We start from the raw sequence: 12,808 nt of genomic DNA on the forward strand, positions 1-12,808 counted from the left end.
CTCGCTCCGGCATTCATCTGGGGGCATCGCCTCCGGTCGGCTTCGCTTCGACCTCCTCTCGATGTGTGCGGCTTCGCCGCACGGCGCTACGCGCCCACCCCCCAGATGAACGCCTCCACTCAGCCTCCCGAAGGGGCGGGCAGATCAAGATCAAAAGCAGGCGAGCTAACGCTCGGCCTAATGAGTGGGGAAAAGCGAAGCGTGTACACCGAACCCCTTGTAGGAGCGAGGCTTGCCCGCGAAGGCGGCCTGACAGCCGACCAATTTCTTGCAGACGTGCATCGTTCCACTGTAGGAGCGAGGCTTGCCCGCGAAGGCGGCCTGCCAGCCGACCAATTTCTTGCAGACGTGCATCGTTCCACTGTAGGAGTGAGCCTGCTCGCGATAGCGGTCTGCCAGCCGACCATTTTCTCTCTACTGCCCCCGATTGATCGTTCCCTACGCTCCGCGTGGGAATGCCGCCCGGGACGCGCTGCGTTCCATTTTTGTGTTGAACGATGTGTAAAAAACACAGCGTTTTCCCACGCATTTTTCAGGTTGCCGGGTAGGAAGCGTGTTCTCTAACCTTTGGCTGTCGCTGAAAACTCAGCGACCGGGAGTGAGATTCCGGCTGAACAATTGGAAACCAGCGCAAGGCCCCCCATAATTGCCGCCAGCTTACCCGCTGCCTGCAAGTTTTTTATGGCGGCTGTGTGCGGGCAGACTTCGGTCTGGCCGGGTTCCTTTTGCCGGTAATCTCACACCGCACATAGCTGCCACCTTTGCTCCGAGTGAGATCGGAAATTGATGGCTCCAACATCAAAAGGAAATTTGCATGGATAAGTTAATCCCCGATCCACCCATCAACACCACCACACCCCGCGACGAAACCACCCAGGCCGAATCGCTCATCAAAGACCACGAAGCCATGAAGCGCGCGCTCGATTACTACCTCGATCCCCCCGAGCGCTACATCGAAAAACCGCGCCGGCCGAGCACGATGTTTGTGGTCGATCCTGATGTTGATTCTGAAAGTCTGTTGGCCCATGCCTGTGAGTCGTTGGCGTCGGCGAGTGTGATGAGCAGTGATTTTGCGACGAGTCTGGAGGGGCCGCAGCGGCATACGCTGATGGCGATTCAGCAGGTCATCATGCTGGCGGAGTTGGCGGTGAATCGGGTGTTGGATAGGGTTGAGGTTCCCCGGTAGATAGCATTCGGTCTGATTGACCGCGTGAACGTTCTTCGCGGGCAAGCCTTGCTCCCACAGGTGCGGGGGTTGCTCGCGATTGGCACAAAACCCGACGGACTCGCTTGCGGCGTGAAGCTTGCGGCTCTGGACACAGGTATACTGCCGCTCTTTCGCGGCTCGCTGACCGGGCCCGACTTTTTGCATCACCCCGGAGCTTTCATGACTTCCCCGACACAACCGCCGGTTGCCGACGCTTTGAGCGACGACCCGGCAGACCTGCCAGACAGCGTCGACTCCAGCGCAGACAGCGAAACCAAAGCCGCGATCCCGGCGTTCAAGTTCCCGTTCAAACCGGGTGATTTGGCCGCTGCGAAGAATGCCAGCCAGCCTTGGTACAAGAATGGCGCGAAGAATGGCCATACCAAGACGCCAGGGGCTGCGCCTCCAGGGACTCGTCGGTCGATGGGTAAACGCTGAGTTTCAAACGCTGCAGTGCCTGATCAATCGCCTTCGCGAGCAGGCTCGCTCCCACAGTAGATCTCAACAGGACACAGATTTTGTGTACGACGCAGATCAATGGTGGGAGCGAGCCTGCTCGCGAAGGGGCCATAACAGGTTGAACAGCCCTGGAATCAAGCCACCCGCAACGAAATAAACGCATAGTTCACCGGCGCTTCCGTCGCCACCATCGCCCCGGCCGCCTGCACTTGCACGGCGATGTCTTCCCCTGACACATGAAACTGCCAATCACTGCCTGAACCCGCCAGCGGCTGCGCGGCAACCTGGTCGATGGCGGTGGCAAACGCCTTCATATCCGGCAGATAAGCCGTAAATCCATCCCCCTTCAACGCTGTCGTCCGAATCCCCAGCAGCCCGCAAATCGCATCCTTGGTCTGAATGTCATCGCGATCCGCCTGGCGCGAACGCTGGATCAATCCCGCGAGCTCCTGATCCACCAACTTACCCCCGATGATCAAGTCCGGGCCCTGTTCCCACGATTCGGGCGGGCATTCTTTCACTGCGGTGTTCAGCGCAATGTGCGGATTGATTTCCATCGGGTAGATGCGGCACACCAGCGGGCGGCGTTCGTAGATTCGGCAGAGGTTGTCTTCGTCAAGATTCCGGCAGGGACCGACGTTGTAGGCGGCAAAAGTGATCGCCACGTAAGCCTCGGACGTGCCGCTTCGAACCACTGCTGAGCGACGTTCGGCGTGTTCGCGTTGCTGCACGGGAAGGCCCAGGCCGTTGCCGAGGAAACCTTCCACCAGCACGATCACCTGACCGCCGTCGGCCGCCCACATGCGGGCTTCGGCCAGGGTCAGGGGCACGTGGTGGTCGTTGCAGCATTTGCCGCAACCTACGCAGGAAAATGTCGTATTCATTGAGCGGCCGGTCGCTTCCGAGGGCATGGAACGGCGCCAGAAAGACACCGCGAAGGCTCGGGTCGAAGCAAGTTATGCGCCAGTCACTGGGTTTTGGCGGTGGGGCGGATGGAGTCCCATTCGGTCACGTAGGCGGTTTTGCTCTTTTTGTTGTACAGGCACAGTTCGGTGCCTTGCTGGCCTTTCATGTGTTTTTGCGGGTATTGGCCTTGCATCAGGAGCGCGGTGTAGTCGACCCGGTCGTCGAACTGCGCGGCGGTGCCGACGGGTTTGGCGTTTTTCAGGCCGCTGGCTTTGGTGCAGCTGGCGAGCACGGCTTTGTCGTAGGCGGCCCAGGCGTCGGGACTGGAGGCGTGGGCTTGGGTGGCGAGGGCGGTAAGGCAGAGCAAGGTCAGGGTGGCGGTTTTCATAAGTCAGGCATCCTTGGGCATTGAGTTGGCCGAGGGGAGAGTATGCCTGATGGTATTGGGTTGAATGTGTCGGCCCCATCGCGAGCAGGCTCGCTCCCACAGTAGATCTTCACCAGACACCGATTTTGTGTACGACAAAAAAACATTGTGGGAGCGAGCCTGCTCGCGATGGCGGTGTATCAGACTGGGACCAATTCTCGGCGGACTACATACATCCCGGCGCTTTCATACAGCCGCTGCGCCCGAAGGTTGTCTTCCAGTACTTTCAAATCCACATAACCTTCCCGGCGGTCCTGAAACACCTGGAACGCGTGGAGCAGTAATGCGCGACCAAGCCCGCGTCGCTGTGCCCGTGGGTGCACCATCAACTTCTTGATGTAGGCGCTGGTCCAGCACTGCGCCACGCCGACGATCCCTTCGGCATCTTGAGCGATGAAGCAGAGCGTGGGGTCGTATTCAGGATCGGTTTCAAAACGTCGCTGCCAGATCGCCAATTCCGGCACACGACCACCGCCTTCCAGGTGACCCAGTTCCATCACGTGATGGACGGCTTGGGCGACTTCGGGACGGTACTCGATCAATTCAATGCCGACCGGCCACGTGATTGCGGGCACCGCCTCGGCAAGGTTGCGCCGCATCAGCAAGCAAAAGCCTTCAGCCATGACTCAGTGACCTTGTTCGGCGACGGCCTTGGCCGCTTCGATCAGGCACCGGGTCAGTTCTGGCGAGGAGAACTTGGTCAGCACCGCGTTGGCCCCGGCCAGACGCGCTTTCTCACTGTTCATCGCGCTGTCCAGCGATGTGTGCAGCAACACATAAAGGTGCGAGAAGTCCGGCGTCTCGCGCAGGGTGCGGGTGAACGCGTAGCCGTCCATCTCCGACATTTCGATGTCCGAGACGATCAGGTTGATCTGCTGCGCCGTGCCTTGCAGGTCCAGCAGGCAGTCGATGGCTTCCTTGGCGCTGCGGGCGGTGTGGCATTGCAGGCCGAGGTTGCGCAAGGTGTGAACCGATTGCTGCAGCGCGACCTGGCTGTCGTCGACCACCAGGATCCGAGCGTTACCCAGCACTTCGGCGTCTTCCATGCTCAGTTCGGTCGGGGCCATTTCGATCTGCGCCGGGGCGATGCCGTGGATGACCTTTTCGATGTCCAGCACTTGCACCAGGGTGCCGTCGACCGAGGTCACGCCGGTGATGTACGAGCGCACGCCGCCGGAGCCGAAGGGCGGCGGGCGGATGTCGGTGGTCAGGCAGTGGACGATCTTGCTCACGGCCTGAACGTGCAGGCCCTGTTTGGAGCGGCTGACGTCGGTGACGATCAGGCAGCCACCATTCGGGTCTTCCAGTGGCCGCTCGCCGATGGCGCGGCTGAGGTCGATCACCGACAACGAGGCGCCGCGCAAGGTGGCAATACCTTTGACGTGTGGGTGCGACTCCGGCAGCTTGGTCAGCGGCGGGCAGGGGATGATTTCGCTGACTTTCAGCAGGTTGATTGCCATCAGCTTGCCGCTGCGCAAGGTAAACAGCAGAAGCGAAAGTGAGTCTGCGCGGGCTTTGGTGGTGGACATAAAAACCTTCTGTGGAAAAAGGTGATGGGCGAGTAAAAAGTCGCCAAAAACTATTGATGCCGGGTTATCGACTTGTTGGGGGCAGGCTTTAGGCTAAATACCCATTCCCGGCCCAACGGCGAACCCTGTGGCGAGGGAGCTTGCTCCCTCTGGAGTGCGAAGCACTCCCGATCAGGTGATGTGTGTTATCAGACTATCCGCATTTTCAGGTTTTGCGGCTGCTTCGCAGCCGAGCGGGAGCAAGCTCCCTCGCCACAGTGGGGGGTTATTTCATCCCTAGGCGCTTGGCCATCCTCCCGAGGTTCGCCCGATCCAGGCCCAACTCGCGCGCCGCGCTTGCCCAGTTGTCGTGGTGCCGTTCCAGGCAAGCGCTGATCAATTGGCGCTGATAATTTTCGGTAGCCTCTCGCAAATCCCCCGACACCAATGCCATCGGGGCCGCCGCCGGTTGCTCGGCGACCACTTCGATGCTGCCATTGGGCAAATCCAGATCCGCCGCACTCAAACTCAGAATCTTCGGCCGTACCTTGCAGTTACCCAGCGCTTTCAAGGCACTGCGACCAATCAAGTGCTCCAGCTCCCGCACATTCCCCGGCCAGTCGTATGCCAGCAATGCCACTTGCGCGTCGCTGTTCAGGCGCAGGCTGTTAAGGCCCATCCGCGAGCGGTTCTGTTCCAGGAAATAACCGCTGAGCAGCAACACATCGCGCCCGCGATCGCGCAGGGCCGGTACCAGCAGCGGGTAAACGCTCAAACGGTGATAGAAGTCGGCACGGTAGCGGCCGCTGCGCACTTCTTCGGCCAGGTCGCGGTTGGTTGCTGCGATCAGGCGCACGTCCACCTGATGTTCTTTATCCGACCCCAGGCGCTGCAATTGACCGCTTTGCAGCACCCGCAACAACTTGGCCTGCACGGTCAGGGACAGTTCGCCGACTTCATCAAGAAACAGCGTGCCGCCATTGGCCAGTTCGAACTTGCCGCGCCGATCGCTGGTGGCGCCGGTGAAGGCGCCGCGCACATGGCCGAACAATTCGCTCTCCACCAGGGTGTCCGGCAGGGCGGCGCAGTTGAGGCTGATGATCGGTTTGTCCGCCCTTGGCGAAGCGGAGTGAATCGCCTGCGCGACCAATTCCTTGCCGACCCCGGTTTCGCCGGTGATCAGCACGGTCAGGTCGCTGCCGCCCACCAGGCTGATCTCTTCCACCAGGCGTTTATGCGTCTTGCTCTGCCCGATCATCTCGCGGTTTTGCTGGCCGCTGGCCTGGCGGTAGACCTCGGCGCGCTGATGCTCGTCTTCGGCGCGATTGGCCAGGCGCTCGATGCGTTCGGCGGCGTTGACGGTGGCCGCCGCGAGGCTGGCGAAGGCTTGCAGGGCGTCCAGTTCGATGGGTTCAAATTTTTCCGGGTCGAGGGCGTCGAGGGTCAGCAAGCCCCAGGGACGCTCGTCGATGAACAACGGGCAGCCCATGCAATCGTGAACTTCCAGATGCTCGTCGAGGCCGTCGACCAGACCGTCGTAAGGGTCCGGCAAGTCGCTGTCGGCGGCGAACCGCGTCGGGCCGTGGCTGCTGAGCAACGCTTCGAAACGCGGGTGCTCGCTGACTTTGAAACGGCGGCCCAGGGTGTCGGTGCTCAACCCGTCGACGGCCAGCGGCACCAGCCACTCGCCATCCAGGCGCAGCAGGGCGGCGGCATCGCAGGGGAGCAGGGCGCGCATGGCTTCGAGCAGGCGTCGATAACGCTCGCCTTCGGGCAGTTCGCGGGACAGGTCGGAGACCAGCGGTAGCAGGGCGGTAAGCAAGGATTTTGCAGTCATAGTGACTCCGTGTAGTCGGGATGACTATAAGCCAGCGTGTGTCGATATGACTACTGTGTTTATAAGTTATTGTTTTTAAAGGGTTAAATAGTTGGCATGGAAAGTGATAACCCTAGGGTCATCAGTTAGCAATCCAAAGTAGCCCAGGAGTCACTTTATGCTTAGCGTTCAAGACCGTGCCATCGTCAAATCCACCGTGCCGTTGCTGGAAAGCGGTGGCGAAGCGCTGATCACTCACTTCTACCGCATGATGCTCTCGGAATACCCGGAAGTGCGCCCGCTGTTCAACCAGGCCCACCAGGCCAGCGGTGATCAGCCGCGCGCCCTGGCCAACGGTGTTCTGATGTACGCGCGCCACATCGACCAGCTCGATCAGTTGGGCGACCTCGTCGCCAAGATCATCAACAAGCACGTGGCCCTGCAAATCCTGCCGGAGCACTACCCGATTGTCGGCACTTGCCTGCTGCGTGCGATCTCCGAAGTGCTGGGCGAAGAAATTGCCACCCCTGAGGTGATGAGTGCCTGGGGCGCGGCCTACGGTCAGTTGGCCGACATCCTGATCGGCGCCGAAACCAGCATCTACGATCAAAAGGAACAGGCACCCGGTGGCTGGCGCGGGGCGCGGGAATTCATCGTGGCGGCCAAGGTCGAGGAAAGCGCGGAAATCACCTCGTTCTACTTCGAACCTGCCGACAAAGGCGCGATTTTGGCAGCGGAACCGGGCCAGTACATCGGCATGAAACTGATCCTCGATGGCGAAGAGATCCGTCGTAACTACTCGCTGTCGGCGTTGGCCAACAAGGGCCAGTACCGCATCAGCGTCAAGCGTGAAACCGGTGGCCGCGCCTCCAACCACTTGCACGATCAGTTGCACGTTGGTTCGAGCATCCAGCTGTTCCCGCCATCGGGCGAGTTCACCCTGACCGCCAGTGACAAACCGCTGGTGCTGATCAGCGGTGGTGTCGGCATCACCCCGACGCTGGCGATGCTGGAAGCGGCGCTGGCCACCGAACGGCCGGTGCACTTTATCCACTGCGCGCGTAACGGCAGCGTTCATGCATTCCGCGACTGGATCGATGGCTTGGCCGAGCGTCACCCGCAACTCAAACGCTTCTATTGCTACGCCGAAGATGATGGCGTGAGCCCGGCGGCCGACACGGTCGGGCTGTTGAGCCGCGAGCAACTGGGCGAGTGGTTGCCGGAGCAGCGCGATCTGGATGCTTACTTCCTGGGGCCGAAAGGGTTCATGGCGGCAATCAAGCGTCACCTCAAGGCGTTGGGTGTGCCGGAGAAGCAGAGCCGTTACGAGTTCTTTGGGCCGGCTTCGGCGTTGGAGTAACTGTTTGCGGCGACTCGGGAGACCGAGTCGCCTGCTTCGCGGGCAAGCCCCGCTCCTACAGGTTCTGTGTTGTTCGCGCGATTGCGCAACGGTACAAAACCTGTAGGAGCGGGGCTTGCCCGCGATAGACGCGCCGCAGTCCCGATTCGTAAAAATCCCTTAAAAGTTAATCCGTTCTTAACCGGTTTATCGTTTATTCCCCGATGCTGATGATAGGCGCTCGTTCGTTTACATGATCAGGATCGCCCCATGACTCACTTCACCTTCTCCCGTCTCGTTCTATCGGCTGCGTTACTGGCCAGCCCTTTCGCGTTCGCCGAATCCGCCTTGCTCCAGCCGCAGACCTTGATCGTTGATCAGAGCCTGCCCAAGGCGCAGCGTGATGCGATGGAATTGGCAGCTCGTCGTTACGGTAGTTTCTGGAACAGCGGGGAGGAGGCGTTGGCCAAGGCGGCCTTGTCGGAGCAATTCATCGACATGACCCCGCCTGAAGGCCGGGTCCAGGGGCCGACCGGGCCGCTGCTGGCGTCGAAGTTTTTCCGCACGGCGGTGCCGGACCTGAGCTGCGAGATCGAGCAAATGATCATTGCTGGCGACCGGGTGGTAGTGCATTTGCACTTTCGCGGTCACTTCACTGGTCCGTTCAAGGCTCTCAAAGGTCAGGGTCAGCGTGTAGACTTCCGGGCAACCGATATCTATCAGATCAAAAGCGGTCGCATCGCGGCCAATTGGCATATCGAAGACAACATCAGCCTCATGCAGCAGCTGCAAGCGCAGCCGCCGGCGAGCTGATCCACGAGCATAAAAGGGAAACGCGATGAGCGAGGAAACAATGCGGTTGGGACGTGAACGGCGCTACCTGGTGTTGCTGGGCATCATCTGCCTGGCGCTGATCGGTGGCGCGCTGTACATGCAAGTTGTGCTGGGCGAGGCGCCGTGCCCGCTGTGCATCCTGCAACGTTACGCGCTGTTGCTGATTGCGCTGTTTGCCTTCATTGGCGCGGCGATGCGCACCCGCCGCAGCATCACGGTGTTTGAAACCCTGGTGGTGATTTTCGCACTGGCCGGCGTCGCGGTGGCCGGGCATCACGTCTACACCCAGTTCTACCCGGCGGTCAGCTGTGGCATCGATGTGCTGCAACCGATTGTCGATGGCCTGCCGCTGGCGAAGATTTTCCCGCTGGGCTTTCAGGTCGATGGTTTCTGCTCCACGCCATACCCGCCGATCCTCGGTTTGTCGCTGGCGCAGTGGGCGCTGGTGGCGTTCGTGCTGATCGTGGTGCTGGTGCCGCTGCTCACTTCGCGTAACCGCAAAGCGCTGCGCTGAGGTCATCCGCCACTCGTGCGGATAACGTGAAAAAACGCCCCGGTCCTCATCAAGAGGGCCGGGGCGTTTTGCATTTCAAGGGACAAATAAAAAGTCCGTGATGTGCGACAAGAAAGGGTGCGACACGTGTGCGACATGTTGTCACAGCGTGACTGTCGCAAGGCATTTCAACGGGCAGAATCGGTGTATGGCCTGGCAACAAAATTGGCCTACTCAGGCGTCTGCCGATTTATTGGCCATCGCACGCAAACAGACAGTTTTAACAGCGGCTGGCAAATCGCCAGAGCCCTTGTCTTGTAGGGGCTAGGGCACCGTCGAAGTGTCTGCGTCAGCCCCGATAGCTGTCTGAACTGCGCCCTGTAGACCTACAAATTTTGGTGTTTTTGTTGAGAATTAATTTCGATAAGATGCCGCACTTTTGCAAAATCCGTTAATGATTGTTGCTGGAATGGATAAAAATTATTTCGGGATGAGACATGGTTTATGAGTCGCTACGTATCTACAATCGCCCGCACTGAATTCCGGCACTGCTCACCTTGAGCAGGAAAACAGGGCGTCGAGGGGCTTGAACGCTTCGTGCGACTCCCAGGTGTCGGAGCCTTCCAACTATCCGCACCAAATGGAATTGGTCTGTAACAAGGCCTTTGACCACGAATTCGAATAAGAACTTACCGCTAGCCCAGGATTTGTCGAACAGCGTCTGACGCGCGACGGGCAGCCCTTATTCAATCCAAGAAAAATGCCAACCCTTGGCAGGGTGAAGTGTTGGCGATCAAAACCCAACTGCATTGCGCAAGCTGCTTTAGAGGTCGTGAGATGAGTAAAAACAGGTACCCCAGACTACTAGGCTTATTGCCGCTGCTCGGCACGTTGTTGCTGTCAGGCTGCAACATGACCTTGCTCAATCCCACGGGCCAGGTCGGCCTGGAACAGCGAAACCTGATCATCACCGCCACGCTGCTGATGCTGTTGGTCGTGGTGCCGGTTATCGTCATGACCTTCCTGTTCGCCTGGAAGTACCGTGCCTCTAACAAGGACGCCATTTACACCCCGAAATGGTCTCACTCGACCAAAATCGAAGTGGCCGTCTGGACCATCCCGGTCCTGATCATCGTTGCCCTGGGTTACATCACCTACATTTCGACCCACGAATTGGACCCGTACCGTCCGATTCAATCCGACGTCAAGCCTGTGACCATCGAAGTGGTCGCGCTGGACTGGAAGTGGCTATTCATCTACCCGGAACAAGGCATTGCCACGGTCAACAAGATCGTGTTCCCGGCGCACACGCCAATCAACTTCAAGATCACCTCCGACGCCGTGATGAACTCGTTCTTCATCCCGGGCCTGGGCGGCCAGATCTACGCGATGGCGGGCATGCAGACCAAGCTGCACTTGATCGCTGACCGTAACGCTGAAATGGACGGTATCTCCGCCAACTACAGCGGCGCGGGTTTCACCGGTATGAAATTCAAAGCGATCGCAACTTCCCAGGAAGATTTCGACGCCTGGGTAAGTGAAGTCAAAAAGTCACCCAAGCAGCTTGAACAAGTTGAGTACGCAGCCCTTGCCAAGCAGAGCCAGAACAACCCAGTCGAGCTCTACTCCTCGGTGACGCCGAACCTGTTCCAGACCATCGTCGACAAGTACGAAGGCATGAAACCGGGTCCTAAGGTGAAGCACGAGAAGAAAGAGAAAGAAGTGGCCGCTACGCAAGGAATGGACATGAACTCGCATTCAGCTGCCGGGGCAGAGGAGTAAACGATGTTTGGTAAATTAAGTTGGGAAGCGGTCCCGTTCCACGAACCGATCGTGATGATAACCATCGCCATGATCGCGCTCGGTGGTCTGGCACTGTTCGCTGCAATCACCTACTTCAAGAAGTGGACCTACTTGTGGACCGAGTGGCTGACGTCGGTCGACCACAAGAAAATCGGCGTGATGTACATCATCGTCGCCATGGTCATGCTGCTGCGCGGTTTTGCCGACGCCATCATGATGCGTACCCAGCTGGCAATGGCCACCGAGGGTTCGCCTGGCTACCTGCCGCCTGAACACTATGACCAGATCTTCACCGCCCACGGTGTGATCATGATCATCTTCATGGCGATGCCATTCTTCACCGGCCTGATGAACCTTGCAGTGCCGCTGCAGATCGGCGCGCGTGACGTTGCCTTCCCGTTCCTGAACTCCCTGAGCTTCTGGCTGCTGGTGTCCGGCGTGGTGCTGATCAACCTGTCCCTGGGCGTCGGCGAATTCGCCAAGACCGGTTGGGTTGCCTATCCGCCGCTGTCGGGCCTGCAATACAGTCCGGGCGTGGGGATGGATTACTACATCTGGGCGCTACAGCTATCTGGTCTGGGGACAACGCTAACGGGGGTCAACTTCCTGGCCACCGTGCTGAAAATGCGTACCCCTGGCATGAAACTGATGGACATGCCGATCTTCACCTGGACCTGCACCTGGGCCAACGTCCTGATCGTGGCTTCGTTCCCGATCCTGACCGCTACCCTGGCACTGCTGACGCTTGACCGTTACATGGATTTCCACATTTTCACCAATGAACTTGGTGGCAATCCAATGATGTACGTCAACCTGTTCTGGGCGTGGGGTCACCCTGAGGTGTACATCCTGATCCTGCCGGCATTCGGCATTTTCTCGGAAGTCATCTCGGCCTTCACCGGCAAGAAACTGTTTGGCCACCACTCGATGATCTACGCTTCCGGCGCGATCTCGGTACTGGGCTTCATGGTTTGGCTGCACCACTTCTTCACCATGGGTTCGGGTGCCAACGTCAACGCCTTCTTCGGCCTGGCGACGATGCTGATTTCGATCCCGACGGGGGTGAAGCTATTCAACTGGCTGTTCACCATTTACCAGGGCCGTCTGCGCTTCACCAGCCAGGTTCTGTGGACCCTGGGCTTCATGGTGACCTTCGCCATCGGCGGCATGACCGGCGTATTGCTGGCCATCCCGGGTGCTGACTTCGTACTGCACAACAGCCTGTTCGTGATCGCGCACTTCCATAACGTGATCATCGGCGGCGCGGTATTCGGCTACATCGCCGGTTTCGCCTTCTACTTCCCGAAAGCGTTCGGCTTCAAGCTGCACGAAGGCTGGGGCAAGGCAGCGTTCTGGTTCTGGATCAGCGGCTTCTTCGTCGCGTTCATGCCGCTCTATGCACTGGGCTTCATGGGCATGACCCGTCGTCTGAACGCCACCACCAACCCTGAGTGGGTGCCGTACCTGTATGTCGCCATGTTCGGTGCGGTGATGATCGCTGTCGGCATCGCCTGCCAACTGATCCAGCTGTACGTCAGTGTGCGTGACCGCAACAAGCCAGAGAACATGTGCGAACACGGTGATCCGTGGAATGCCCACACGCTGGAATGGTCGACCTCGTCGCCACCACCGTTCTACAACTTTGCCGTGCTGCCGAAAGCCGACTGCATCGACCCGTTCACCGAAGCCAAGGAAAACGGTACTGCGTACCGCGCTCCGGCCAAGTACGAGCCGATCCACATGCCGAACAACACCGCCACTGGCGTGGTGATGGGCGCGCTGTTGACCGTGTTCGGTTTCGCGATGATCTGGCACATCTGGTGGCTGGCAATCGCGAGCCTGGCTGGCACTGTCATCTACTTCGTGATCCACGCTGCACGTGACGATCAAGGCTACATGGTGCCGGTCGATGTGATCGAACGCATCGAAGCCGAGCAGCACAAGCGTCTGGTCGCGGCAGGGAAAATCCCGGCCACCGCCACCCGTGTTGAAACCTCGTTGGAACAGGCTTAAACC

Annotated in this window: 12 protein-coding genes; 7 read left to right on the forward strand and 5 right to left on the reverse strand. The window is 59.2% G+C overall.

Going from position 1 to position 12,808, the window contains the following annotated elements; genetic code table 11:
* Positions 1–814 precede the first annotated feature (814 nt).
* A complete protein-coding gene (locus AC1ROI_RS19150; protein WP_083375781.1) occupies positions 815–1,186 on the forward strand; it encodes a DUF6124 family protein in 372 nt (123 codons plus the stop codon).
* Between the two features lie 201 nt (positions 1,187–1,387).
* Positions 1,388–1,645, forward strand: a complete 258-nt coding sequence (locus AC1ROI_RS19155; protein ID WP_083375782.1) for a hypothetical protein — start codon at positions 1,388–1,390, stop codon at positions 1,643–1,645.
* Positions 1,646–1,800: 155 nt separating this feature from the next.
* Here the strand turns inward: AC1ROI_RS19155 and AC1ROI_RS19160 are convergent, their stop codons facing one another.
* From AC1ROI_RS19160 to norR, 5 genes are all read right to left on the reverse strand, one after another.
* Positions 1,801–2,550 (reverse strand): YkgJ family cysteine cluster protein, encoded by a 750-nt coding sequence (locus AC1ROI_RS19160; protein WP_102593580.1) that lies wholly within the window; start codon positions 2,548–2,550, stop codon positions 1,801–1,803.
* 83 nt (positions 2,551–2,633) lie between these two features.
* A complete protein-coding gene (locus AC1ROI_RS19165; protein ID WP_102593549.1) occupies positions 2,634–2,960 on the reverse strand; it encodes a hypothetical protein in 327 nt (108 codons plus the stop codon).
* 179 nt (positions 2,961–3,139) lie between these two features.
* Positions 3,140–3,598: a GNAT family N-acetyltransferase gene (locus tag AC1ROI_RS19170; protein ID WP_042933005.1), complete on the reverse strand. Its 459-nt coding sequence runs from the start codon at positions 3,596–3,598 to the stop codon at positions 3,140–3,142.
* 27 nt (positions 3,599–3,625) lie between these two features.
* Complete coding sequence (locus AC1ROI_RS19175; RefSeq protein WP_010458072.1) at positions 3,626–4,528, reverse strand: chemotaxis protein CheV; 903 nt, start codon at positions 4,526–4,528, stop codon at positions 3,626–3,628.
* Between the two features lie 265 nt (positions 4,529–4,793).
* Entirely contained in the window at positions 4,794–6,344 is a 1,551-nt protein-coding gene (gene norR / locus AC1ROI_RS19180; protein WP_102593550.1) for a nitric oxide reductase transcriptional regulator NorR, read from the reverse strand.
* A gap of 157 nt (positions 6,345–6,501) precedes the next feature.
* Here norR and hmpA point away from each other — a divergent pair, with 157 nt between their 5' ends.
* The 5 genes from hmpA (at position 6,502) to cyoB (ending at position 12,805) form a co-directional block, all read left to right on the forward strand.
* On the forward strand, positions 6,502–7,683 hold the full coding sequence (hmpA, locus tag AC1ROI_RS19185) for an NO-inducible flavohemoprotein (RefSeq protein WP_010458067.1): 1,182 nt from the start codon (positions 6,502–6,504) through the stop codon (positions 7,681–7,683).
* Between the two features lie 249 nt (positions 7,684–7,932).
* The gene (locus tag AC1ROI_RS19190; RefSeq protein WP_010458066.1) at positions 7,933–8,475 is read left to right on the forward strand and encodes an ester cyclase; all 543 of its coding nucleotides are present in this window, start codon (positions 7,933–7,935) and stop codon (positions 8,473–8,475) included.
* Positions 8,476–8,500: 25 nt separating this feature from the next.
* A complete protein-coding gene (locus tag AC1ROI_RS19195) occupies positions 8,501–9,010 on the forward strand; it encodes a disulfide bond formation protein B (RefSeq protein ID WP_042932579.1) in 510 nt (169 codons plus the stop codon).
* Positions 9,011–9,826: 816 nt separating this feature from the next.
* Positions 9,827–10,771 carry a ubiquinol oxidase subunit II gene (gene cyoA / locus AC1ROI_RS19200; RefSeq protein WP_010458061.1) on the forward strand — a complete coding sequence of 315 codons (945 nt, stop codon included), beginning with the start codon at positions 9,827–9,829 and terminating at the stop codon, positions 10,769–10,771.
* Between the two features lie 3 nt (positions 10,772–10,774).
* Positions 10,775–12,805 carry a cytochrome o ubiquinol oxidase subunit I gene (cyoB, locus tag AC1ROI_RS19205; protein WP_010458058.1) on the forward strand — a complete coding sequence of 677 codons (2,031 nt, stop codon included), beginning with the start codon at positions 10,775–10,777 and terminating at the stop codon, positions 12,803–12,805.
* The last annotated feature ends 3 nt before the right edge of the window (positions 12,806–12,808 follow it).

Source organism: Pseudomonas sp. GW823-FHT02C02 (genome assembly GCF_058797635.1).

Coding starts and splice junctions, on each gene's coding strand:
- AC1ROI_RS19150 (WP_083375781.1), top strand. CDS start 815: ATGGATAAGTTAATCCCCGATCCACCCATCAACACCACCACACCCCGC.
- AC1ROI_RS19155 (WP_083375782.1), top strand. CDS start 1,388: ATGACTTCCCCGACACAACCGCCGGTTGCCGACGCTTTGAGCGACGAC.
- AC1ROI_RS19160 (WP_102593580.1), bottom strand. CDS start 2,550: ATGAATACGACATTTTCCTGCGTAGGTTGCGGCAAATGCTGCAACGAC.
- AC1ROI_RS19165 (WP_102593549.1), bottom strand. CDS start 2,960: ATGAAAACCGCCACCCTGACCTTGCTCTGCCTTACCGCCCTCGCCACC.
- AC1ROI_RS19170 (WP_042933005.1), bottom strand. CDS start 3,598: ATGCGGCGCAACCTTGCCGAGGCGGTGCCCGCAATCACGTGGCCGGTC.
- AC1ROI_RS19175 (WP_010458072.1), bottom strand. CDS start 4,528: ATGTCCACCACCAAAGCCCGCGCAGACTCACTTTCGCTTCTGCTGTTT.
- norR (WP_102593550.1), bottom strand. CDS start 6,344: ATGACTGCAAAATCCTTGCTTACCGCCCTGCTACCGCTGGTCTCCGAC.
- hmpA (WP_010458067.1), top strand. CDS start 6,502: ATGCTTAGCGTTCAAGACCGTGCCATCGTCAAATCCACCGTGCCGTTG.
- AC1ROI_RS19190 (WP_010458066.1), top strand. CDS start 7,933: ATGACTCACTTCACCTTCTCCCGTCTCGTTCTATCGGCTGCGTTACTG.
- AC1ROI_RS19195 (WP_042932579.1), top strand. CDS start 8,501: ATGAGCGAGGAAACAATGCGGTTGGGACGTGAACGGCGCTACCTGGTG.
- cyoA (WP_010458061.1), top strand. CDS start 9,827: ATGAGTAAAAACAGGTACCCCAGACTACTAGGCTTATTGCCGCTGCTC.
- cyoB (WP_010458058.1), top strand. CDS start 10,775: ATGTTTGGTAAATTAAGTTGGGAAGCGGTCCCGTTCCACGAACCGATC.